Genomic DNA, 20005 nt, shown 5'->3' with positions numbered 1-20005 from the left:
GCAGCAGCGCGCCAGCGTCCAGCAGGTCAGATCTTGCGCAGTGGCCCCGTCTGGGTCGCGATCGGAACTTTCACGAAACGCGGTGTCGAAGGCCCGTTGCCAACGGGAGCACGAGCGAGTTTGGGATCGACTTCCTCGACAAAGGCAATGCCGAAACGGTTATCCTGGATCCAGGCGACAACCCCTTCGACCCAACCGATGTTGCGCAGGTTTACCTGGACCGGCGTTCCGCGCAGCACCTTCATCTCGCCTTCGGCCATCATGCCGCCTGCGGAAAGATTGCGAACCTTGACGCGGTGTTCAGCCTCGCTGCCCGAAAGGCGCACCTCGGCCATCAGGAAAAGGCTGTCGCGCCCCAGTTGCCGATGGTCGATGTCTGTCACCAAAGGTCCTGTCTTCCTTCGAGAAAACCCACGCCTGTGAACCCATGTGGGTCCGCACGCACCGAACTAGTCAAAATTCGTAGAACTTTCCTAAACGTCGAGGGTAAACAAGAAGTTGCTGCCGCCCTTTGTTAACCTGAATGACATGGTCCCGGACACGACGTGCCCGGGACGCATGCCTCACATGTCGCGGGAAATTTTTTCCCTGCGTTCATGCGCTTCCTGTGCTTCAACGGTCATCGTTGCGATCGGGCGGGCGATGAGGCGGCCAAGGCCGATGGGCTCACCGGTCACTTCGCAGTAACCATATTCGCCTTCATCAATTCGGCGCATGGCGGAATCGATCTTGGCGATGAGCTTGCGCTGACGATCGCGCGTGCGCAGCTCGATACCCCAGTCGGTCTCGCTCGAAGCGCGGTCGTTGAGGTCGGGTTCGCGGATCGGTCCGTCCTGAAGTGCAGTCAGCGTACCAGCCGCGGCGGAAAGGATCGACTTCTTCCATTCCATCAGCAGGCGGCGAAACCAGTCCTGCTGGGCTTCATTCATGTAGGGTTCGTCGTCATTGGGAACATAATCGCTCGGCATCGCACGACGCGCTTTTGCCAGAACGTCAATCTCGTCACTCAAGACCCCAGCCATTCGGCCCTCCGCATAACAAGCTATCCGCCCCTCCCGGCCTGCATCATTCCCTTGTCAGGCGCGCAAGCTCTTGTCTTGGCGCGCCTATAGGATTGGCCCGTGACGCGCACAAGCACTTAGGCGGCTATGATGCATTAATGACGACTGAAGGGTGAGCAGGCGCACAAGGTTTTCCCAAACTGTTTCATCCGAAAACGGAATCGTTTCGTCGTTAACCATTTGTTGACCAAGATCGTTGACCTTTGCCTTGTCGGAAGACCGGGGGTTCGGCCTTCCTTTCAGGGGGTAGAGGTTATGGGACAGGCCTGGATAAAGCTGGTTGCTGAAGAAGGCGCGCCAATCGGCGAATCGCACGACATTGCCGACATGCTGGTGGCAACGTGCCTGGCAGCCGCAGCTGCAGGCGACACGAGCGCGCTGTTCGATCTGGGCGTTGCCTATTCGACCGGAAGCCACGGCGTGGACTGCGACCTGATCGAAGCGCACAAGTGGTTCAACCTTGCAGCCGTCGGTGGGCATGACGAAGCCGCACAATGCCGGGCAGACGTGGCCGACGAGATGACCGCGCGCGAGATCGCCGAAGCCCAGCGCCGCGCACGCGAATGGTTGCGGAGCGGACGCGCGGCGGCTTGAGTCTGCCCAATCACCCCTTCCTGAACGGCGTTCTTTCGCCCAGATAAATCTGGTCCTGCGCGATGCCTGCGCGTTCGCGTTCGAGGAAGTCGGCGACCGCGCTGCGGAAGTTGGGATCGGCGATGTAGTGGGCTGACCAGGTGCGCACGGGTTCGTAACCCCTTGCGAGCTTGTGGCCGCCCTGGGCGCCCGCCTCCACTCGTGACAGACCGAGCGCGATGGCGGCGTCGATCGCCTGATAGTAGCATAACTCGAAGTGGAGGAAGGGCTTTTCCACCACCGCGCCCCAGTAGCGACCGTAAAGCGCATCGCTGCCGATGAAGTTGAGTGCTCCGGCCACCGGTTTGTCCCCATCAAAGGCGAGGACGAGGAGAACCTTGTCGGCCATGCGCTCGCCGATCAGGTCGAATGCAGTGCGGGTCAGATAGGGGCGGCCCCATTTGCGCGCGCCCGTGTCCTGATAGAACACCCAGAAGGCGTCCCAGTGTTCGGGGCGGATGGCGTCGCCGGTGAGCTGTCGGATCTCGACGCCGTCCTGCGCGCGGGCCCGCTCCTTGCGCAGGTTCTTGCGCTTTTCGGAACTTAGCGCGCCGAGGAAATCGGCAAAGGATTCGTAGCCACGATTTTCCCAGTGGAACTGGATGTCCGAACGGGGGAGCCATCCGGCCTGTTCGAACAGGGGCAACTGATCGGGCTCGATGAAAGTGGCGTGAGCGGAAGACAGGCCGTTGTTGTCGCAAAGCTGTTCAGCGGCGCGCAGGAGCGGCAGCGCAAGGTCGGGACGGTCGCCCAGGAGCAGGCGCGGGCCAGTCGCAGGGGTGAACGGGGCGCTGATCTGCAGCTTGGGATAGTAACTGCCCCCTGCCCTCTGCCAAGCATCCGCCCACGAATGGTCGAACACATATTCGCCCTGGCTGTGGCTTTTGAGATAGGCAGGAAGCGCGGCGGCGGGGCGCCCGCCCTCGCCCTCGATCACGATCGGCAGCGGCGACCAGCCGGAGCGACCACCGACCGAACCCGAATCTTCAAGCGACTTCAGGAAAGCGTGGGATACGAAAGGGTTGCTCTCCCCCGCCAGTCGATCCCAGTCTTCGGCAGCGATTTCCGAGACGGACTTGTGGATGCGCGCGGTGTAGGTCACGCGCGGGTCATGCCTCGACGCCTGCCCCCTCGGCAATAAGTCCATCGGCACAGTCGGCCGCGCGGGCTGCAAGTTCGGCGGAGCGGACAGTCCAGGTGAGGACCGGGAAACCGCGCTTGCGCTCGGTGGCAGCAAACTTGCTCGGCAGGTCGCGGACGTCCCAGGCGAGGAACTGTGGGCGGGCCTGCCAGAAGGCGAGGTGCAGCTTGAGCGCGGCGAACACAGTGCGCTTGCCCTCTTCCGTGACAACAAGTCCATGAACGATGCGCGGGGAATGGCGACCGAACCAGCGGCTGACGCGGGGGTCGAAGCTCATCACCGCGACCGGACCGCGATAGCCCTCGAGCGCGCGCCGCACGGCAAGGCACAACGGCGCGACCCGGATTTCACGCTTCGACTTGACTTCGATCAGCAGCGGCGCGCGGCCGCCGACCTGATCCAGAAAGCTTTGCAAGGTCGGGATGCTATCGGTGCTGCCCGAGAGCTGAATCCTGGCCAGCGCATCGGCGCGGCGCTCGATCACCGGGCCAGTTTCGACAGTGAGGCGATCGAGGTCCCAATCGTGGAAGACGACCGCCTGACCGTCAGCCGTGCGCTGCACGTCGCACTCAATGCCCATGCCCCGATCGATGGCAAGCGCGAAGGCGCTAGGCGAATTTTCGGCGACGCCGGCTCCGTGCAGGCCACGGTGGGCGTAGCTTACGCCGCGCAGCCAGCCCACCCGCGCCTGATCGGGCGCGGGGACCAGAAAGCGGTCAAGCAGGGCGAACAGCAAGGACAGCATCGACTTCGACCGCAGCGCCCAAAGGCAGGACAGGGACGCCAACCGCGCTGCGGGCATGCTTGCCGGCATCGCCGAACGCCGCCGCCATCAGTTCGGACGCGCCGTTGGCGACCTTGGGCTGGTCGGTGAAGTCTGCGGTCGAGCTGATGAAGGCACCAAGCTTGACCACCCGCTCGACCCGGTCGAGTGAACCGAGTGCCGCCTTGACCTGCGCGAGGATCATCAAGCCGCAGGCCTGCGCGGCAGCGGTGCCGTCCTCGAGGCTCACGTTCTCGCCGAGACGACCGGTGACCAGCTTGCCGTCGATGAAGGGCAACTGGCCCGAAACGTGGAGCATGCCGTTCGCCTCGACCGTCGGCACATAGGCCGCAACCGGCGCGGCGGCCTGCGGCAGCGTGTGCCCGAGGGCGGCCAGCTTTGCTTCAACGGAATCGGTCACGAATCTTCTCCATGTATTTGTTCGAGAATCCACGGCAGCGCCGCTTCCCAATCGTCGATCCGGGCATGGGCGTGGCCGGCCTTGTGGGCGCAGTCGATATGCGGGCTGAGCAGCGGTTCGCCGCACAGGTGCAGGCGGATCACCTCGGGCGTCAATTGCGAAACCGAATCGTGGTGCTGCGGCAAATCGTCGATGAACAGGGCGCGCGAGGGGTTGTACTCGTCAAGGATCGCCTTGAGCGCAGGGCCTTTCGGCCCCTGGTTGGTGAAGACGCGGGCGTTGATACCGACATCGGCCAACTGGCGCGCGCGCATGTCACGACGATGATCGTTGAGATTGGTCAGGATCACCACGTCGGCATCCTTCCCGACTGCGTTGATCCCGGCGACAGCGCCGGCAATGGCTTGCTGGCGATACATTTCGGTGTCGAAGAACTTGTTGAGCAGATTCCAGATTTCCTGCGGCGGCACCAGCTCGCCATCCCTGGCGTAGCGCATCGCCTTGGAAAAATCGGCGCTGTCCATCTTGAAGGTGACGCCCTGTTCCTCGCCCAGCCAGTCACGGAAGGGGGCGACCATGTGCAACAGCACCTCGTCGCAATCGCTGACGATCAGGGGACGGCTACTCATGAGCAGGCCGTAAGTTCGAGGATGACACCTTCGAGGCACCAAAATGGCGAACATATCGGGCCGAAATTTTTGCCGCAGGGGCTGGTTGCCCCTGCAAGGAAATTTCGGTTGGAGATGGAAGCCATTTTGGTGTCCCTTCGGGATTTGACCAAAACGGCCATCTGCCGCGTCAGTCGGTCTTGAAATATCGACATATTACTGCGCCCTCCTTCCTAGCACCTGGCCGTTTTGCCTCAAACCTCGAAGGTGCCATCCTCGAACTTACGGCCTAGTTCCTTCCGGGCGGCAATCAGGGTTTCGGGCGAGATGTCGAGCGCGAAGGCCGCGTTGACAAGGTCTGCCTCGTGGTTGGCGAGAAAATCGAGAACAGCGCCGAGCATCGCCGGATCGCCGAGCCCCGCCCGCAATTCATCCGGCGTCAGGCCGGTGAGGCTCAGGAACCGCTCGGCACGGTCGCCATCGGAAAGGACCCAGCCGAGAGCCTGCAGCGCAAGGGCAGCGGGATCGACGGGGGAGGAAGGCTCGCGGATGATTGTCAGGGCCTTTCGCGGGCAATAAGGGTGGCGCCGTCAGCTTTCGTAAAACAGGCGTGTCAGTGGCAAAAAGAATTCTGGTTGTCGAGGACAACGACCTCAACCGCAAGCTGTTCTGCGACCTGCTGCGCGCCAAGGGTTTCGAGGTGGAGCCGGTGGCCGACGGGCGCGAGGCGATCGAGAAGACACGGCTGTTCATGCCGCATCTGGTGATCATGGACATCCAGCTGCCGAACGTTTCGGGCATCGATCTGATCGAGGCGATCAAGGCGGACGAGGAGTTGAAGGCGATCCCGATCCTTGCAGTGACCGCCTATGCCGGCAAGGGCGATGAAGAGACGATCCGCGCTGCGGGGGCCGAAGGTTATCTTGCCAAGCCGGTATCGATCGGGCCGTTCATGGTGGCGGTGAACGCTTTGGTCTGAAGGTTACATCGCCGCTGCAACGCTGCTTGCGTGCTCGATGACGAAGGTCAGCACCGTCAGGCAGAGGCCCGCCATGAAGCTCTTGTAGGCGTAGGCGAGGTACTTGTACTTCTTGCGCTGCAGGACCTGCCCGTTCTGGTAGATGTCGTGCAACATCGTGCGGAACACGGTTTCATCGGCGCGCAGTTCGGACAGGATTGAATCGGCCCACTCGCCCTCGTCCATGTGGGTGAAGTAGCCGAAGAACAGTTTGTTGGGCTTGCCGTCGTTCAGCTTTGCAGACCTGGGGTTGCTGACCGAGGGCAGGACTGCAAACACCGCGCACATCGCCGAAATGAACGCAAACAGCGCCAGCACCCCCAGCGACCAGGGCATCGCACCGCTCTTCGCCTGCCCCACTGCGATGGTGAATACGAGGAACGTCGCGCCCATCAGGATCGAGGCCTTGGCATCGGCCATCTGGCTCAGCGTCAGATTGATCTGCTGCGAGGTGCGCACCAAGTGAATGGCGTGATTTGAGTATCCCGAGGGTGACGGCATCGATGGGGCGGCCAGCGGTTGTTCGGCCTGTTCATCGACTTGTGCCATCATTCCCCCCTCGCCGCTCTTGGCGCCGTTCTGGGCGCCGTTCTGTGCGGTTATCCGTATTTCCGGGGATGACACAGAGGCAGCGTGCTTGACAAGCGGGGGCATTGGCCGCTTTTCGGCCTTAATCGTCTGGCAGGGGGCCTCTCCTGCTCCTTGGAGAAGAATTGATGGATCGCGCCGCAACCGCCGAAAAGATCGCCGAACTGATCGAACCCTTCAACAAGAAGGGCATCGCAATTACCGAAGCGACCACTTTTGCCGGCGATCTTGAGTGGGACAGCCTGACGGTGATGGACTTCGTCGCGGCCATCGAGGACGACTTCGACATCATCATCAGCATGAACCAGCAGGCCGAGATCGAGACTTACGGCCAGTTGATCGATGCGGTGACGAAGCTCCAGGGCTGAGGCCAACGTCCGCGCACAGCCGCACGTCCTGAGCGGGTGCAGTGCGGATTTCAGGATGAGATCGAAGATGACCGACCTGTTTTCGAAGTTCGACCCGCTGATCGAACAACGCCGCGCGCTGCTGGCGGGCGGTGTGGAAGACCCGTTCAACCTGGTGATGGAGCGGGTGATCAGCCCGACCGTTGCGGTGTGCAACGGGCGCGAGACGATCCTGCTCGGCACCTACAACTACATGGGCATGACCTTCGACCCCGACGTGATCGCGGCGGGCAAGCAGGCCCTTGATGATTTCGGTTCGGGCACCACCGGTAGCCGCGTGCTCAACGGCACATATGCCGGGCACAAGGCCTGCGAAGAAGCGCTCAAGGAGTTCTATGGCATGGATCATGCCATGGTGTTCTCCACCGGTTACCAGGCCAACCTCGGCATCATCAGCACGATCGCCGGCAAGGGTGACTACATCATCCTCGACATCGACAGCCACGCTTCCATCTGGGACGGCTGCAAGATGGGCGATGCCGAAGTCGTGCCGTTCAAGCACAACGACATCGAGGCCATGGAAAAGCGCCTGAAGCGCGTGCCGGAAGGCGCAGGCAAACTGGTGGTGCTCGAAGGTGTCTATTCCATGCTGGGCGACATTGCGCCGCTCAAGGAGATGATCCGCGTCGCCAAGGCGCATGGCGCGATGGTGCTGGTGGACGAGGCGCACTCGATGGGCTTCATCGGCCCCAACGGGCGCGGCGTGGCCGAGGACCAGGGCTGCCTTGACGATGTCGACTTCGTGATCGGCACTTTCTCGAAATCGGTCGGCACGGTCGGCGGCTTCTGCGTTTCGAACCATCCCAAGTTCGAGATCATGCGTCTGGTGTGCCGTCCCTACGTGTTCACCGCCTCGCTGCCGCCCAGCGTGGTGCACACCGCGGCGACATCGATCCGCAAGCTGATGCACGCCGGAAACAAGCGCGCGCACCTGTGGGAAAATTCCAAGACCCTGCACAAGGGCCTGCGTGACAAGGGCTTCCAGCTGGGCACCAGCGAAGCGCAAAGCGCGATCATCGCGGTGATCATGCCCGATCTGGAACGTGGCGCAGCGATGTGGGAAGCGCTCCTGCACGAAGGTCTATACGTGAACCTGGCCCGTCCGCCGGCAACGCCTGCAGGGATGACGCTGCTGCGCTGCTCGCTGTGTGCCGAGCATTCGGCAGATCAGGTGCAGACGATCATCGGCATGTTCGAACGCGCCGGAAAGGCCGTGGGGATCATCTGATGCAGCTGGTTCTGGCAGCGGTTCTGGCTCTGGCGGCTTCTCCGGCATGGGCGCAGAACCGCCCTGCCGCTTCGCCGCCGGTGGTGACGCCGCCGGGGGACGGCATGATCGAAAAGCCCTGCCCGACCGACACGCGCGGCCTGTTCTTCGGCCACCCCTATGTGCGACAGTACGACTGGGCCTGGCAATGCCGCTATGCCGAGGCCGACAAGCAGCTGGCTCAGGCACCGCGCGTGGTGTTCATCGGTGATTCGATCACCGAGAACTGGGTTGGCCTGGCACCGTCGCTGTTCGTGGCAGGGGCCGTCGGGCGCGGGATCAGCGGGCAGACCAGCCCGCAGATCCTCGTGCGGTTCTATCAGGACGTGGTGCGCCTACGGCCCAAGGTCGTGCACATCATGATCGGTACCAATGACCTTGCCGGGAACACTGGTCCGAACAGCCCCGAAATGTACACGAACCACGTGGCGGCGATGGTCGATCTCGCCAAGGCCAACGGCATCGCCGTGGTGATCGGCAGCATCCTGCCGGCGGCGAAGTTCCCGTGGAAACCGGCGCTGTCCCCGGCAAGGCAGGTCGTTGCGCTGAATACCTGGCTGAAGGACTATGCCAGGGCCCGCGGCGCGGTCTTCGCGGATTATCACTCAGCGCTAGTCAATGCCGAGGGCGGGATCAATCCCGAACTTGCACCGGACGGGATCCATCCCAACGCCAAGGGCTATGCGGTGATGGAGCCGATCGCCAAGGCAGCAATTGCCCAAGCCGAGAAGCTGAACGCCGTAAAGAAGCGCTAGTCGGCGCTGTTGCGCTCAAGCCAGCGGGCGCGGATAGCGTCCGAGCCTTCGCGGCTGCCATCATGGCTCCAGCCCGGCTCGCGCACCAGGTACGACAGCTTGTGCCGGAAGGGCGCGCGCCAGAAGTCCCCCAGCATCCCGCGCCACTCATGGAACGCGGCGTGCAGCAGGTGGAAGCTGCCCAACTGCTTGACGATGCCATACCGGATCGCAAGATCATCGCGCTCCTGCTGGAACGTGCCAAACAGGCGGTCCCACACGATCAGCGCCCCGGCATAGTTGCGATCGAGGTATAACGGATTGGTGGCGTGGTGGACGCGGTGGTGCGATGGCGTGTTGAATACCGCCTCGAACCAGCGCGGCATGCGACGAACCGCCTCCGTATGAATCCAGAACTGATAGATCAGGTTGGCGCCGCCGACGGTGACGAGCATCGCCGGATGGAAACCGAGGAACGCCGGCCAGATGCGGAACACGAAGGAGAGGGCGAAGAACCCGGTCCAGGTCTGCCGCAGCGCAGTCGACAGGTTGTAGTGCTGGCTCGAGTGATGGTTGACGTGGCTCGCCCAGAACCAGCGCACGCGGTGGCCGGTGCGATGGGCCCAGTAGTAGTTGAAATCGTCGAGCACGAAGCAGGCGATCCACGCCCACCACGCGAACGGCACCGTGGCCACGCGGTGGTCGTAGAGCCACATCGCCGCAGCAAAGACGACGCCAGCCGTCAGGGCTCCCGCAACGGTGCTGCCGAGGCCCAGCGCAAGGCTGGTCAAGGTATCGCGCGGTTCATATTTCTCGGGCGCGCGGCGTGCGGCCCAGATCATCTCGGCCAGGACCATGATGACGAAGAACGGCACCGCATAAGTGACAACGTCAATCGGCTTCATGCGGTCGCTCCGAGACGACGGAGGCTGGCAGCCCAGACTTGCGCCTGATCGCCAAGGTCAAGAGTGACCGTGCCGAAACGTCGGTCATCGGTGGCGATGGTGAGAAAGCGTCCGTCGAGCCGGACTCCGGCGTGGCTGGTCAACTGTCGGGTAGCGAAATGGCTGCCGTGCTGGCGGATCAGCAGTACCCGGCCGAGCGTGTCGCGGGCAAGCGCTCCAATGCCGGCGCGGTCGACCACCACGTCTTGCGCATCGAAGCCGCAGATCGCATCCTCGGCCAGAGCGCGCGCCTCGTCCGCGCAATGAATGCGGGGATCGCCGCCCAGTTGCATGCGTCTCGCCAGCCATGCCAGCACGAGGATCGCCAGAAGCGATCCCAGCAATTGCAATCCCTTGGCCACGACCGGATTGCCCAGCGCGGTCTCGATCAGGGTGTTCACGCCGCCGCCCGGAGCAAGTTATCCCGCCTGCCCGGCGAGCATGTCGACCGTCGCCCGGATCGGCGAAATGTCATATCCGGCGCCAGCCGCCCTCGCGGCAATCTCGTCCGGATCAAGGCCCGAGCGGGCCTGCGCCAGCGCCCAGAGCAGGGTCGAACGGGTGCCGGAGCGGCAGTAGGCCAGTACCGGGGCGTCGCCTGCCTGCGCCAAGGCTGCCTGCATCGCCTCGACCTGCGGCATCGAGAAGCCAGCGTGGCTGACCGGAATCGCCACGTAGGCGATTCCGGCATCCCGTGCGGCCGCTTCGATGTCAGCACCGGGCGTCTGATCGTCGGATTCGCCTTCAGGACGATTGTTGATGATCATGCCGATGCCCAGCGCCTTGGCATAGGCCACTTCGGCGAGGCCGATCTGGGGGCTGGCATAAGTCTTGTCGTCGATCTTGCGAAACATCGTGGTGTCCTGACAATCTGTGTGCTCCGCTTCTGCCCAAAGCATCGCCCGGCGGCAAGTAGCGCACGCTTGATCTGGCGGATCGGCACAAATGCCACAGTTTTCGAGGCGAATTGTGGCTGACTTGTCGATTCCGTTAGCGGTCCTGTGTTTTTGCTCTATAGTCTTGGCCGCAAAGGTAAGGTCCGGCCTCTTGAGTCCGGCACTGATTCCCTCGTCGCGCCGCCGGTTCCCGCGTCCGGCCTGCGGTGCCGTGAAGGTTGGGGCGGATTGAAGGTCTATTGATTTCTATGGGTTTTGACAGAGGGCGGCGCGGTCGCGGCAGAGACAAGCGCGACGGATTCGGCGACGAAGGCGGTTTTGATCCCTACGGCGGCGGTGGCGGCTTTGGCGGCGGCGGTTATGGTGACCGCGGCGGCTTCGGTGGTGGCGATCGCTTCGGTGGCGGTGGCGGACGTGGCGGCTTTGGCGGCGGCGATCGTGGCGGCTTCGGTGGTGGAGATCGCGGCGGCTTTGGCGGTGGCGATCGTGGCGGCTTCGGCGGCGGCCCGCGTGGCGGCGGCGGTGGCGGCTTCGGCGGCCCGCGCGGCGGCGGCATGCCTGCCCAGGTTGTCGGCACCGGCAAGGGCGTCGTCAAATTCTTCAACGGCCAGAAGGGCTTCGGCTTCATCTCGCGCGAAGACGGTGGTGAGGACGTATTCGTCCACATCAGCGCGGTCGAGCGTGCCGGCCTCGAAGGCCTGGCTGAAGGCCAGACGCTGGAATTCAACCTCGTCGATCGTGGCGGCAAGATTTCGGCTGCAGACCTTCAAGTCGTCGGCGATGTCATCCCCGTCGCTTCGAAGCCCGCTGCCCCGCAGCGTGAGCTGACTGGCGAAAAGGCGACCGGCACGGTCAAGTTCTTCAACGCGATGAAGGGCTTCGGCTTCATCACGCGTGATGACGGCCAGCCGGACGCGTTCGTGCACATCAGTGCTGTCGAACGCTCGGGCCTGCGCGAGCTGAACGAAGGCGACAAGCTGGAATTCGACCTCGAGGTCGATCGACGAGGCAAGCACTCGGCGGTCAACCTGGTGCCGATTCAGGGTTGATCCCGATTGCATCGCTTCCGGTAGTCTGACCGGCGGCCTGCAACACATACGCGCACAGATGGCGGTCCTGAAGGGCCGCCATTTGTCGTTTGTCGATTCCCCTTTTTCTATCTGGCTTGCGCAGTATTGTTGCGCCATCCGGAAACATTCGTGACTGAACAGGAGAGCTCTATGTCGATCACCCCGCTGATGCCCGTGTACCCCCGGTGCGGCGTGCGTCCGGTGCGAGGCGAGCATTGCCACCTGATTTCCGAGGACGGCACCCGCTACCTCGATTTCGCCAGCGGCATTGCGGTGAACCTGCTCGGTCATTCGCACGAGCACCTGATCGGCGCGATCCAGAAACAGGCCGCAACGCTGATGCACGTGTCGAACCTCTACGGCAGTCCGCAGGGCGAGCATCTGGCGCAGCGTCTGGTTGACCTGACCTTTGCCGATACCGTGTTCTTCACGAACTCGGGCGCCGAAGCGGTAGAGTGTGCGATAAAGACCGCGCGCGCCTATCACTCGGCGGTGGGCAATGACCACAAGTACGAGCTGATCACCTTCAAGAACGCCTTCCACGGCCGGACCATGGCCACGATCAGCGCCTCCAATCAGGAGAAGATGCACAAGGGCTTCCTGCCCCTGCTCGAAGGCTTCAAGTACGTCGATTTCGATGACCTTGAAGGCGCCAAGGCGGCAATGGGACCAAATACCGCCGGTTTCCTGGTCGAGCCAATCCAGGGCGAAGGCGGCATCCGCGACGCATCGGACGAGTTCCTGAAGGGCCTGCGCGCGCTGTGCGACGAGCATGACCTCGTGCTGATCTTCGACGAAGTGCAATGCGGTGTTGCCCGCACCGGCACGCTCTATGCCTACGAACAGTATGGCATCACGCCCGACGTGATGGCGACGGCCAAGGGCATCGGCGGCGGCTTCCCGATGGGCGCTTGCCTTGCCACCGAAAAGGCGGCGCGCGGCATGGTCGCCGGCACGCACGGCAGCACTTATGGCGGCAACCCGCTGGCCATGGCAGCGGGCGAAGCGGTGCTCGACGTTGTTGCCAACGAGGAGTTCCTGAGCGACGTGCGCGCCAAGGGTGAGCGGCTGCGCGGGCGCATTGAACAGTTCATCGGCAACTACCCGGACCTGTTCATCGGCGTGCGCGGGCGTGGCCTGATGCTCGGCCTCATGATGAAGGTCGAGCCGCGTCCGTTCGTGGCCCACATGCGTGATAACCACCAGTTGCTGACCGTTTCGGCGGGTGACAACACTGTCCGCGTGATCCCGCCGCTGGTGATCGACGACAGCCACATCGACGAGTTCATGGAGCGGCTTTCTGCCGCTGCGGCAAGCTATGCGCTGGAGGCACCGGTTACATGACCAGGCATTTTCTCAACCTCACCGATGCGGGCGGCGATTCCATCGCCGCCATGCTGAATGACGCGATTGACCGGAAGGCGGCGCGCGCCGCCCTTCCCAAGGGCCAGCCGGACGCAGATGCGCCACTGGCCGGCCGCGTCTTGGCCATGGTGTTCGAGAAGAACTCGACCCGCACCCGCGTGTCTTTCGACATTGCCATGCGGCAGCTTGGCGGCTCGGCTCTTATCCTCGATGCCGGGACGACGCAGCTCGGCCGGGGCGAGACTATCGCCGACACCGCACGCGTCCTCAGCCGCATGGCCGATGCGATCATGCTGCGCACCGACGATCATGCCAAGGTCGAGGAACTGGCCCGCTATGCCAGCGTTCCGGTGATCAATGGCCTCACCGACCTGTCCCACCCTTGCCAGATCATGGCGGACCTGCTGACCGTGATCGAGCACGGCAAGGCCCTGCCCGGTCTTGAAGTCGCCTGGTTGGGCGATGGCAACAACGTGCTGAACTCGATCGTTGAGGCGGCGGGGCTGATGAAGTTCAACGTTCGCATCGGCGTTCCGGAAGGGTACGAATCCGACGCTGCGATGATCGAGGCGGCAACGCTGAGCGGCGGCGGCATCCGTGTGGTCCGCGATCCGATCGAGGCCGTGCGCGGGGCCGACGTGGTCGTAACCGACACCTGGATCTCGATGGGCCAAGCCCATGCTGAAGCCAAGCTGGCCGCGATGGAGCCGTATCAGGTCAACGATGCACTGATGGCGCACGCCAAGGCCGACGCCCTGTTCCTGCATTGCCTGCCTGCCCATCGCAACGAGGAGGTCACGGACTCGGTGATCGACGGTCCCCGCTCGGTCGTGTGGGATGAGGCCGAGAACCGCATTCACGCGCAGAAGTCTGTCCTGCGCTGGGTGTTCGGCCAGATTTGAAGGATGTGACGTAAAGTGAGTGAACAGGTCCAGCCGTCCACCGGTTTCGATACGGTGATGCACTTCACCCTGCCGCACAAGAATGCGCGCGGCCGGGCAGTGCGGCTGGGCCCGGTTCTAGACACGATCCTTTCGGCCCACGCCTATCCCGCGCCGATCCGCCACCTCCTGGCCGAAGCGCTGACGATCACTGCCCTGCTGGGATCGCTGCTCAAGGGTGAGGACAGCCAGTTGACGCTGCAGGCGCAGACCCAGGACGGCATCGTCGACCTGCTGGTCTGCGACTATCGCAACGGCGAGCTTCGCGGCTACGTCCGGCATGACCGCGCGCGGCTTGACGAACTGGGCCCGGTGCCCTCGCTGTTCTCCCTGTTCGGCGAAGGCTATCTGGCGATCACGTTTGATCTTGCCGCCACCGGCCAACGCTATCAGGGCGTCGTGCCGCTTGAGGGCAATTCGCTGGCCGAAGCGTGCCAGAGCTATTTCTTCCAGTCCGAACAGATACCCACGCTGATCCGCATCGGCGTCAGCAATACGCCCGGCGCCTGTGTCGCCGGTGGACTGCTCCTGCAGCACCTGCCCGAGGGCGAGGAGGGCCGCGAGCGGCTGCACGTGCAGCTGGACCATCCCGAATGGGAGCATGTCTCTGTCCTTGGTGGCTCGATCAGCGAGGCAGAACTTGTCGATCCGGCGCTCGATCTGGAAAGCATGGTGTGGCGCCTGTTCCACGAGGAGCCAGAAATCCGCGCCGAGACCGGGACGGCTCTCACCCGCGGATGCCGTTGCACGATCGAACACTATCGCGACATTCTTTCTCGTTTTGCCGCTTCCGAGCGCGCGGAAATGGAGAATGACGACGGGCTGATCGTGGTTGACTGCGCCTTCTGTTCGCGCGAATTTGCGATCGACCTCGACTGACTTTTCGGTCCTGGCCCGAAATGTGACAGCACTTTTCACAATTGGCCGCGCACGCAGACCGTTCCGCCGCGCGAAACGCCGTGATATGATCCAGCATCGAGTGAGCAACGGCACAGACGCCCGCGCTCATGGGTGCGAGTAGAGCTTCATGTCATCACGTCTGATCCCGCTGCGCGGCCTCGGTCGCCCCACAGTCCTGTCAGCGATTGCGGTTGCAGCCTTCGCCGCGACTTCCGGCGTTGCGCAAGGGCCTGCTCTTGCCATGCTTGACAGGCTGGAGCCGGGGCTGTGGGAAGTGCGTGCCCGCGACGACGCGGATACCGTTCAGCTCTGCGTGAACAATGGCCGCAAGCTTATCCAGGTGCGCCACCGTGGCGAGGCCTGCCGGCGGTTTGTCATCGACGATGCGCCCAATATGGTGACAGTGCAGTACACCTGTCCGGCCGGTGGCTATGGCCACACCCGGGTCCGCTTCGAGAACCCACGCCTTGCGCAGTTGGAAACGCAAGGCATCGACAACGGCCTGCCATTCAACTTCGTCGCCGAGGCGCGGCGGCTCGGTCCGTGCTCGCGTTGAGGCAGGAAGCATAAAGTTACGCGCGAGACCATTGCATCGGGCCGACGGCACGGCTAGCCCATTGGCAATGTTGCAAAGCCCTGAAGTCGCCCAAGCCCCACTCGCAGTCGTTCTCCTTTCGGGCGGACTCGATTCGATGGTTTGCGCAGGCCTGGCCAAGGAGCAGGGTTTCCGCGTCCTTGCACTGACGATCGACTACAACCAACGCCACCGCATCGAACTCGACGCAGCGCGCGTGATCGCGGAGCGCGTTGGCGTGGAACGCCACGTAATCCTGCCGCTGGACCTGCGCCAGTTCGGCGGCTCTGCGCTGACTGCGGATATCGACGTCCCCAAAGACGGCGTGGGCGACGATATCCCGGTTACCTATGTCCCTGCCCGCAATCTCGTGTTCCTGTCGCTCGCGCTGGCCTGGGCTGAGGCTGCTGGCTCGAAGGACCTCTTCATCGGCGTGAACGCCCTGGACTATTCCGGCTACCCCGATTGCCGGCCCGAGTTCGTGCAAGGCTTCGAAGGCCTGGCGCGGATCGCTACCAAGATCGGCAGCGAGGGCGGTACGGTCACCGTCCATGCCCCGCTCCAGCACCTCAAGAAATCACAGATCGCGCAGGAAGCAGCGCGACTGGGGCTCGACGCCGGCCAGAGCTGGTCCTGCTACGATCCCCTGACCGATGGGAAAGCCTGTGGCGTATGCGACAGCTGTCGCCTGCGACGCGCAGGGTTTGAAGAGGCAGGCCTGAATGACGGAACCCGGTATAGCGACTAGCACGGACCAGACGCACCCTCAGGAGCAGGAAGCGACTGCGTATAGCTGGTACGTCCTGAGCATTCTGGTGCTGGTCTACGTTCTCAACTTCGTTGACCGGCAGATCCTTTCGATCCTGGCCAACGATATCAAGAAGGACCTGTCGCTTACCGACGCGGACCTCGGCTTCCTGTATGGAACTGCCTTTGCGGTGTTCTATTCCCTGTTCGGGATTCCTCTGGGTCGTCTCGCCGACAGCTGGCACCGCGTCCGGCTGATGAGTGCCGGGCTGGCCTTGTGGTCGGTAATGACGGCGGTCTCGGGCCTGTCGCGGACCGGGGGGCAGCTTACCGCCGCGCGCATCGGGGTCGGTGTCGGAGAGGCGACGGCGAGCCCTGCTGCCTATTCGCTCATTTCGGACTACTTTCCGCAACGGCTGCGCGCCACCGCCTTGTCGATCTACTCCTCAGGCCTGTTCCTGGGGGGCGGGCTGTCGCTGCTGGTGGGCGGCCTTATCGTCGAGAAATGGAACGCCGCGTATCCCGCAGGCGGTCCCTTCGGCCTCGTCGGCTGGCAGGCGGCGTTCATGGCGGTCGGCTTGCCCGGGGTGCTTCTGGCTCTGCTGGTAGCCACCCTGCGCGAGCCAATTCGCGGCGCAATCGACGGACTGCCAACGCCGAGCGTGGAGCGCCCTTTCAAGGGGTTCTTCGCCGAGCTCGTGACGGTGATCCCGCCGCTGACGCTGATCGGTGCGGCGCGGCGCGGCCCCTTGGCCCTGATCGCCAATCTTGCCGTAGCCGTGTGCATTGCCGGTGGCGTCTACGCTCTGACCTCGCTGCTGGGACGGTCGACCCGGCAGCAATGGATCTTCGTCGGGGTCGGCCTCTACGCGATCTACAGTTGGGCAAGTGCCCTGCGGGCGCGTGACCTGCCGACCTTCCGCCTGATCTGGGGCACGCCCGCATTCCTGTGCACGACGCTGGGATACGGCATGGTGGCATTCACTTCGTACGCCACATCCTATTGGGCCGCCCCTTACGCCGAGCGCGTGTTCGCCATCGCCAAGGGTGATCTTGGGTGGTTCATCGGCGCGCCCGGTGCCTTGGCCGGATTCCTCGGTGTGATCATCGGCGGCCGCATTGCCGACCATCTGTACAAGCGCCACTCCGCCGGCCGTATCATGGTGACCTTGTTCGGGCTGATCGCGCCGATCATTCCCATGATCATCGCCTTCCGAACCGAAAGCTTCACAACTTTCGTAGCCATGCTGTTCGTGGCACAAACGATGTCGAGCAGCGCCCTTGGCGGTGCCGCAGCGACCAGTCAGTCGCTGGTCCTGCCCCGCATGCGGGGTACTGCCACGGCAACCTTCTTCCTTGCGACCACGCTTGTCGGCCTGGCGCTCGGGCCGTTCATGGCAGGCTATGTGTCCGCGACCAACGGCGATGATCTGTCGCTTGGGGTGCTGTCCACGCTGGTGTCAGCGCCGATTGGGCTGGTTCTTCTCTTCGTGGCAATTCGCAGCGTCCCCGGCGCGCTGGCCAGCCTGGAGCAGCGGGCGCGCGCTGCCGGGGAAACCCTGGCCTGATTAGCCCTGGGTAAGCACGCCGCAGGCAACGCGGCCGCCGCTGTTGCCGCTGGGGTCGGTCTTGTAATCGTCCGGCCCGGCGTGGACGACAATGGCGGTGCCGTCGGCATCGAAAAGGCTGGCGAGCACTGTGGCGGCTGTACCGCTGAGCGGCGCGCGGAGTGTCCCGGTTCCGTCAGCCGCGACGGTGATGTTCGGAAGATCCCCGAGATGCGGGCCCGCCGGGTTCATCGTACCATGTTGATGAGCGGTCGGATTCAAATGACCACCAGCTGACGTGAAGCCGGGAGCCTCGCACTTTCCGGTTGTGTGCATATGAATGCCATGCTGGCCAGCCGACATGCTCCGCACATCGGCGACCAGCGAGAGCGCGGTCCCCGATTGCTCGATCCTGACAGTGCCGACCGAAGCACCCGCCGCGTCAGCAAGCGTGGCCCGTGCCAGCGTCGAAGTCTTGTCCATCTCATCCGTCGTTGCACACGCGCCCAGCAGAAGCGAGCAAGCGAGAGGCAGGATTGCGGCCTTGGAACGCATCGTAACGGTCTCCGATCTGTTTAGGATCATAACGAAAAAGGGGCCGGATTTCTCCGACCCCTCGTTCTTTTTTCGGCAAAGCCGAACCTTACATGCCCGAACCCGGACCGTACGTGATTTCCACGCGACGGTTCTGAAGTTCGCGAACGCCGTCGGCGGTCGGCACGCGGTTGTTGCTTTCACCGAAGGCCTGGCTGGTGATCGAACCATCCGGAATGCCGTGCGAGGTCAGGTACGAACGGACCGACACGTTGCGGCGCTCCGAAAGGGCCTGATTGTACTTCACGGTGCCCGAACGGTCGGCATAACCGGCCAGCATGATCGGAACGCTTGCGCAGTTGCCGTATGCGGTAACCGCGTTGTCGAGGATCGTTGCTGCCTCAGGCGTGATGTCCGACTTATCCCAGTCGAAGAACACGATGTACGGACCCTTGTTGCAGACCGGAGCCGGCGGCGGCGGGGGCGGCGGGGGCGGCGGGGGCGGCGGGGGCGGCGGGGGAGCCGCTTCTTCCACCGGAGCAGCACCACCGAAGTTGTAGCTCAGCGTACCGAGGATCGAGTGCGAACGGAAGCGCGTGCGAGCCGCGGTGCCGTCAGCAGCAACCAGATCGACCTTGTCGGCGTTGAAGAAGCGATACTTCAGACCAACATCGACGTGATCGCTGATCGGTGCACGAATGCCAGCCAGAGCCTGCCATGCGAAGCCGGTGTCGGAATCGTTGATCGCCACAGCCGGACCGTTGCCGCCAGTGCCGCCAGCGTTGATGAAGTACTTGGCGCGAGCGACGCCAACACCACCACCAACGAAGCCCTGCAGACCGTCGTCAGGACCGAAATCGAGCAGGCCGTTGACCATGAAGCTCAACGCATCCGCATGGCCCTGAGGGTTGGTAAAGGTCTGTCCGCCGAAATCGACCGAGTCGTTGTAAGCACGACGGTAGCTGACTTCGCTTTCAAGGCGGAAACCGCCGAAGTCATAACCGACGATGCCGCCGAAGTCGTAGCCATCATGGTTGCTGAGAACGACTTGGCCGTTCAGAGCTTCCGAATCTTCAACCTTCATTGCGCCGGCATCGGCCTCGACGTACCAAGAATCATCTCGTGCAAACGCAGGAGATGCCAAGGCACTCGACGCCAGGGCAAGGCCCAGGACCAGTTTCCGCATTATCGTTTCCCCTTTTAGCGACATCATGCCACGTCGTGCAGGTTGTCTACCGGTTCCAAAGTGGTCATGCAAGCGGACAAACACACCGAGTGTTGCATGAAAACAACGGATTGACTCCATTGTGCAGTGCAAATTCTCGGTGATTGCGCCCTCATGTCCGGTTGAAATGCCGCTAAAGGGAATTGGTTCCACTCAGTTGTCTGAAATTGTGCCGGTTACTTTCAGCAGTTCGATCAGCGCTGCGATTGCCGCCCGCGCTTCGGCATCGACAATCGCGCCACCCTGCGGGCTGTCCGGGGCCACAGCAAGGGTCCAGCCCCCGTCAAACAGGCGGAACGCGCCTTTCTGGACGTCATAGCTGCGCATGCCGATGCTTGGCTGGACGAAGCGCCACCCCCCTTCCGTCCAGCCGGCAATTGCGTTTGCGTGGCCGGTGAATGCTCCCGTCGGGCTGGTTCCCACGATCCATGCTTGCCCGGCCGCCGGCGCGGTCGGAGGATCGCTCAAAACGCCCTGAACAGATCCGGCCACGCAAAGATCCAGCAAGGCAAGTGCCTCGTTCACCGTGGTTTCCTTCTGCGCCTGCCCGGCAAAGAGCAGGGGGAGTCCCAGCCGCGCGGTGGCGTTCGAATAGCTGATAGGGTCCGTCATGTGCCTGCC

The 20005-nt window shown here is 63.2% G+C and carries 26 protein-coding genes; 12 read left to right on the top strand and 14 right to left on the bottom strand.

Annotated elements, in window-relative coordinates; genetic code table 11:
* Window positions 1-26: 26 nt before the first annotated feature.
* Window positions 27-383 carry a PilZ domain-containing protein gene (locus ACZ1JY_RS14490; RefSeq protein WP_240344767.1) on the bottom strand — a complete coding sequence of 119 codons (357 nt, stop codon included), beginning with the start codon at window positions 381-383 and terminating at the stop codon, window positions 27-29.
* Window positions 384-563: 180 nt separating this feature from the next.
* The gene (gene dksA, locus ACZ1JY_RS14485; RefSeq protein ID WP_039332497.1) at window positions 564-1022 is read right to left on the bottom strand and encodes an RNA polymerase-binding protein DksA; all 459 of its coding nucleotides are present in this window, start codon (window positions 1020-1022) and stop codon (window positions 564-566) included.
* A gap of 294 nt (window positions 1023-1316) precedes the next feature.
* Here dksA and ACZ1JY_RS14480 point away from each other — a divergent pair, with 294 nt between their 5' ends.
* Window positions 1317-1655, top strand: coding sequence for an SEL1-like repeat protein (locus tag ACZ1JY_RS14480; protein ID WP_465129749.1), 339 nt, complete (start codon window positions 1317-1319; stop codon window positions 1653-1655).
* Window positions 1656-1665: 10 nt separating this feature from the next.
* Here the strand turns inward: ACZ1JY_RS14480 and ACZ1JY_RS14475 are convergent, their stop codons facing one another.
* The 5 genes from ACZ1JY_RS14475 to ACZ1JY_RS14455 all read right to left on the bottom strand — a co-directional run bounded on the left by ACZ1JY_RS14475 (window position 1666) and on the right by ACZ1JY_RS14455 (window position 5178).
* Entirely contained in the window at window positions 1666-2796 is a 1131-nt protein-coding gene (locus ACZ1JY_RS14475) for a GNAT family N-acetyltransferase (RefSeq protein ID WP_465129748.1), read from the bottom strand.
* Between the two features lie 7 nt (window positions 2797-2803).
* Window positions 2804-3580 carry a glycerophosphodiester phosphodiesterase family protein gene (locus ACZ1JY_RS14470; protein WP_465129747.1) on the bottom strand — a complete coding sequence of 259 codons (777 nt, stop codon included), beginning with the start codon at window positions 3578-3580 and terminating at the stop codon, window positions 2804-2806.
* A complete protein-coding gene (locus ACZ1JY_RS14465) occupies window positions 3552-4019 on the bottom strand; it encodes a RidA family protein (protein WP_118072310.1) in 468 nt (155 codons plus the stop codon). Before ACZ1JY_RS14465 ends, ACZ1JY_RS14470 begins: the two co-directional genes overlap by 29 nt.
* A complete protein-coding gene (locus tag ACZ1JY_RS14460) occupies window positions 4016-4648 on the bottom strand; it encodes an HAD family hydrolase (RefSeq protein WP_465129746.1) in 633 nt (210 codons plus the stop codon). The genes ACZ1JY_RS14465 and ACZ1JY_RS14460 overlap by 4 nt, the downstream gene beginning before the upstream one ends.
* A 233-nt stretch (window positions 4649-4881) precedes the next feature.
* Window positions 4882-5178, bottom strand: a complete 297-nt coding sequence (locus ACZ1JY_RS14455) for a DUF3572 domain-containing protein (RefSeq protein WP_465130928.1) — start codon at window positions 5176-5178, stop codon at window positions 4882-4884.
* 65 nt (window positions 5179-5243) lie between these two features.
* On the opposite strand from ACZ1JY_RS14455, the gene ACZ1JY_RS14450 reads away from it, so the two are divergent.
* Window positions 5244-5606, top strand: a complete 363-nt coding sequence (locus tag ACZ1JY_RS14450) for a response regulator (RefSeq protein WP_039332483.1) — start codon at window positions 5244-5246, stop codon at window positions 5604-5606.
* Between the two features lie 3 nt (window positions 5607-5609).
* Here ACZ1JY_RS14450 and ACZ1JY_RS14445 read toward each other — a convergent pair whose 3' ends face one another.
* Complete coding sequence (locus ACZ1JY_RS14445) at window positions 5610-6194, bottom strand: Pycsar system effector family protein (RefSeq protein ID WP_465129745.1); 585 nt, start codon at window positions 6192-6194, stop codon at window positions 5610-5612.
* A gap of 167 nt (window positions 6195-6361) precedes the next feature.
* Between ACZ1JY_RS14445 and ACZ1JY_RS14440 the strand changes: the two genes are divergently transcribed.
* The 3 genes from ACZ1JY_RS14440 (at window position 6362) to ACZ1JY_RS14430 (ending at window position 8662) form a co-directional block, all read left to right on the top strand.
* On the top strand, window positions 6362-6601 hold the full coding sequence (locus tag ACZ1JY_RS14440) for an acyl carrier protein (RefSeq protein WP_039332481.1): 240 nt from the start codon (window positions 6362-6364) through the stop codon (window positions 6599-6601).
* Between the two features lie 67 nt (window positions 6602-6668).
* Window positions 6669-7868, top strand: coding sequence for a serine palmitoyltransferase (spt, locus tag ACZ1JY_RS14435; protein ID WP_118074512.1), 1200 nt, complete (start codon window positions 6669-6671; stop codon window positions 7866-7868).
* Complete coding sequence (locus ACZ1JY_RS14430) at window positions 7868-8662, top strand: SGNH/GDSL hydrolase family protein (RefSeq protein ID WP_465129744.1); 795 nt, start codon at window positions 7868-7870, stop codon at window positions 8660-8662. The genes spt and ACZ1JY_RS14430 overlap by 1 nt, the downstream gene beginning before the upstream one ends.
* Here ACZ1JY_RS14430 and ACZ1JY_RS14425 read toward each other — a convergent pair.
* Genes ACZ1JY_RS14425 through ACZ1JY_RS14415 form a run of 3 tightly spaced genes read right to left on the bottom strand, consistent with a single transcriptional unit; the run spans window position 8659 to window position 10439 of the window.
* Complete coding sequence (locus tag ACZ1JY_RS14425; RefSeq protein WP_168902849.1) at window positions 8659-9546, bottom strand: sterol desaturase family protein; 888 nt, start codon at window positions 9544-9546, stop codon at window positions 8659-8661. The two genes, ACZ1JY_RS14430 and ACZ1JY_RS14425, sit on opposite strands and share 4 nt — an antisense overlap.
* On the bottom strand, window positions 9543-9986 hold the full coding sequence (locus ACZ1JY_RS14420) for a hypothetical protein (protein WP_465129743.1): 444 nt from the start codon (window positions 9984-9986) through the stop codon (window positions 9543-9545). Before ACZ1JY_RS14420 ends, ACZ1JY_RS14425 begins: the two co-directional genes overlap by 4 nt.
* A gap of 18 nt (window positions 9987-10004) precedes the next feature.
* Complete coding sequence (locus tag ACZ1JY_RS14415) at window positions 10005-10439, bottom strand: protein tyrosine phosphatase family protein (protein ID WP_062347231.1); 435 nt, start codon at window positions 10437-10439, stop codon at window positions 10005-10007.
* Window positions 10440-10729: 290 nt separating this feature from the next.
* Here ACZ1JY_RS14415 and ACZ1JY_RS14410 point away from each other — a divergent pair, with 290 nt between their 5' ends.
* The 7 genes from ACZ1JY_RS14410 (at window position 10730) to ACZ1JY_RS14380 (ending at window position 17646) form a co-directional block, all read left to right on the top strand.
* A complete protein-coding gene (locus ACZ1JY_RS14410; RefSeq protein WP_118072315.1) occupies window positions 10730-11530 on the top strand; it encodes a cold-shock protein in 801 nt (266 codons plus the stop codon).
* Between the two features lie 171 nt (window positions 11531-11701).
* On the top strand, window positions 11702-12895 hold the full coding sequence (locus tag ACZ1JY_RS14405; RefSeq protein WP_118072316.1) for an aspartate aminotransferase family protein: 1194 nt from the start codon (window positions 11702-11704) through the stop codon (window positions 12893-12895).
* Window positions 12892-13818, top strand: coding sequence for an ornithine carbamoyltransferase (gene argF, locus ACZ1JY_RS14400; protein WP_118072317.1), 927 nt, complete (start codon window positions 12892-12894; stop codon window positions 13816-13818). Before ACZ1JY_RS14405 ends, argF begins: the two co-directional genes overlap by 4 nt.
* A gap of 57 nt (window positions 13819-13875) precedes the next feature.
* Window positions 13876-14736: an Hsp33 family molecular chaperone HslO gene (gene hslO, locus ACZ1JY_RS14395; RefSeq protein ID WP_465130927.1), complete on the top strand. Its 861-nt coding sequence runs from the start codon at window positions 13876-13878 to the stop codon at window positions 14734-14736.
* Between the two features lie 148 nt (window positions 14737-14884).
* Complete coding sequence (locus ACZ1JY_RS14390) at window positions 14885-15313, top strand: DUF3617 domain-containing protein (protein WP_465129742.1); 429 nt, start codon at window positions 14885-14887, stop codon at window positions 15311-15313.
* Between the two features lie 67 nt (window positions 15314-15380).
* Complete coding sequence (gene queC / locus ACZ1JY_RS14385) at window positions 15381-16079, top strand: 7-cyano-7-deazaguanine synthase QueC (RefSeq protein ID WP_465129741.1); 699 nt, start codon at window positions 15381-15383, stop codon at window positions 16077-16079.
* The gene (locus ACZ1JY_RS14380) at window positions 16054-17646 is read left to right on the top strand and encodes an MFS transporter (protein ID WP_465129740.1); all 1593 of its coding nucleotides are present in this window, start codon (window positions 16054-16056) and stop codon (window positions 17644-17646) included. The genes queC and ACZ1JY_RS14380 overlap by 26 nt, the downstream gene beginning before the upstream one ends.
* Here the strand turns inward: ACZ1JY_RS14380 and ACZ1JY_RS14375 are convergent, their stop codons facing one another.
* The 3 genes from ACZ1JY_RS14375 to ACZ1JY_RS14365 all read right to left on the bottom strand — a co-directional run bounded on the left by ACZ1JY_RS14375 (window position 17647) and on the right by ACZ1JY_RS14365 (window position 19996).
* Window positions 17647-18108 carry a superoxide dismutase family protein gene (locus ACZ1JY_RS14375; RefSeq protein WP_465129739.1) on the bottom strand — a complete coding sequence of 154 codons (462 nt, stop codon included), beginning with the start codon at window positions 18106-18108 and terminating at the stop codon, window positions 17647-17649.
* A gap of 160 nt (window positions 18109-18268) precedes the next feature.
* On the bottom strand, window positions 18269-19345 hold the full coding sequence (locus ACZ1JY_RS14370) for an OmpA family protein (RefSeq protein ID WP_465129738.1): 1077 nt from the start codon (window positions 19343-19345) through the stop codon (window positions 18269-18271).
* A gap of 192 nt (window positions 19346-19537) precedes the next feature.
* Entirely contained in the window at window positions 19538-19996 is a 459-nt protein-coding gene (locus ACZ1JY_RS14365) for a DUF2793 domain-containing protein (RefSeq protein WP_465129737.1), read from the bottom strand.
* Window positions 19997-20005 lie beyond the last annotated feature (9 nt).

The sequence above is a fragment of the Novosphingobium sp. BL-A-41-Hi4B-X5A genome (assembly GCF_055521705.1).
The sequence above is the reverse complement of the archived record's forward strand: the minus strand, read 5'-3'. Positions and strand labels throughout refer to the sequence as shown.

What these genes read in the sequence shown, in the direction of transcription:
- dksA (WP_039332497.1), bottom strand. Translation starts at nt 1,022, where the DNA reads ATGGCTGGGGTCTTGAGTGACGAGATTGACGTTCTGGCAAAAGCGCGT.
- ACZ1JY_RS14480 (WP_465129749.1), top strand. Translation starts at nt 1,317, where the DNA reads ATGGGACAGGCCTGGATAAAGCTGGTTGCTGAAGAAGGCGCGCCAATC.
- ACZ1JY_RS14470 (WP_465129747.1), bottom strand. Translation starts at nt 3,580, where the DNA reads ATGCTGTCCTTGCTGTTCGCCCTGCTTGACCGCTTTCTGGTCCCCGCG.
- ACZ1JY_RS14460 (WP_465129746.1), bottom strand. Translation starts at nt 4,648, where the DNA reads ATGAGTAGCCGTCCCCTGATCGTCAGCGATTGCGACGAGGTGCTGTTG.
- ACZ1JY_RS14445 (WP_465129745.1), bottom strand. Translation starts at nt 6,194, where the DNA reads ATGGCACAAGTCGATGAACAGGCCGAACAACCGCTGGCCGCCCCATCG.
- ACZ1JY_RS14440 (WP_039332481.1), top strand. Translation starts at nt 6,362, where the DNA reads ATGGATCGCGCCGCAACCGCCGAAAAGATCGCCGAACTGATCGAACCC.
- spt (WP_118074512.1), top strand. Translation starts at nt 6,669, where the DNA reads ATGACCGACCTGTTTTCGAAGTTCGACCCGCTGATCGAACAACGCCGC.
- ACZ1JY_RS14430 (WP_465129744.1), top strand. Translation starts at nt 7,868, where the DNA reads ATGCAGCTGGTTCTGGCAGCGGTTCTGGCTCTGGCGGCTTCTCCGGCA.
- ACZ1JY_RS14425 (WP_168902849.1), bottom strand. Translation starts at nt 9,546, where the DNA reads ATGAAGCCGATTGACGTTGTCACTTATGCGGTGCCGTTCTTCGTCATC.
- ACZ1JY_RS14415 (WP_062347231.1), bottom strand. Translation starts at nt 10,439, where the DNA reads ATGTTTCGCAAGATCGACGACAAGACTTATGCCAGCCCCCAGATCGGC.
- ACZ1JY_RS14410 (WP_118072315.1), top strand. Translation starts at nt 10,730, where the DNA reads ATGGGTTTTGACAGAGGGCGGCGCGGTCGCGGCAGAGACAAGCGCGAC.
- ACZ1JY_RS14405 (WP_118072316.1), top strand. Translation starts at nt 11,702, where the DNA reads ATGTCGATCACCCCGCTGATGCCCGTGTACCCCCGGTGCGGCGTGCGT.
- argF (WP_118072317.1), top strand. Translation starts at nt 12,892, where the DNA reads ATGACCAGGCATTTTCTCAACCTCACCGATGCGGGCGGCGATTCCATC.
- hslO (WP_465130927.1), top strand. Translation starts at nt 13,876, where the DNA reads ATGCACTTCACCCTGCCGCACAAGAATGCGCGCGGCCGGGCAGTGCGG.
- ACZ1JY_RS14390 (WP_465129742.1), top strand. Translation starts at nt 14,885, where the DNA reads ATGTCATCACGTCTGATCCCGCTGCGCGGCCTCGGTCGCCCCACAGTC.
- queC (WP_465129741.1), top strand. Translation starts at nt 15,381, where the DNA reads ATGTTGCAAAGCCCTGAAGTCGCCCAAGCCCCACTCGCAGTCGTTCTC.
- ACZ1JY_RS14380 (WP_465129740.1), top strand. Translation starts at nt 16,054, where the DNA reads ATGACGGAACCCGGTATAGCGACTAGCACGGACCAGACGCACCCTCAG.
- ACZ1JY_RS14375 (WP_465129739.1), bottom strand. Translation starts at nt 18,108, where the DNA reads ATGGACAAGACTTCGACGCTGGCACGGGCCACGCTTGCTGACGCGGCG.
- ACZ1JY_RS14370 (WP_465129738.1), bottom strand. Translation starts at nt 19,345, where the DNA reads ATGCGGAAACTGGTCCTGGGCCTTGCCCTGGCGTCGAGTGCCTTGGCA.
- ACZ1JY_RS14365 (WP_465129737.1), bottom strand. Translation starts at nt 19,996, where the DNA reads ATGACGGACCCTATCAGCTATTCGAACGCCACCGCGCGGCTGGGACTC.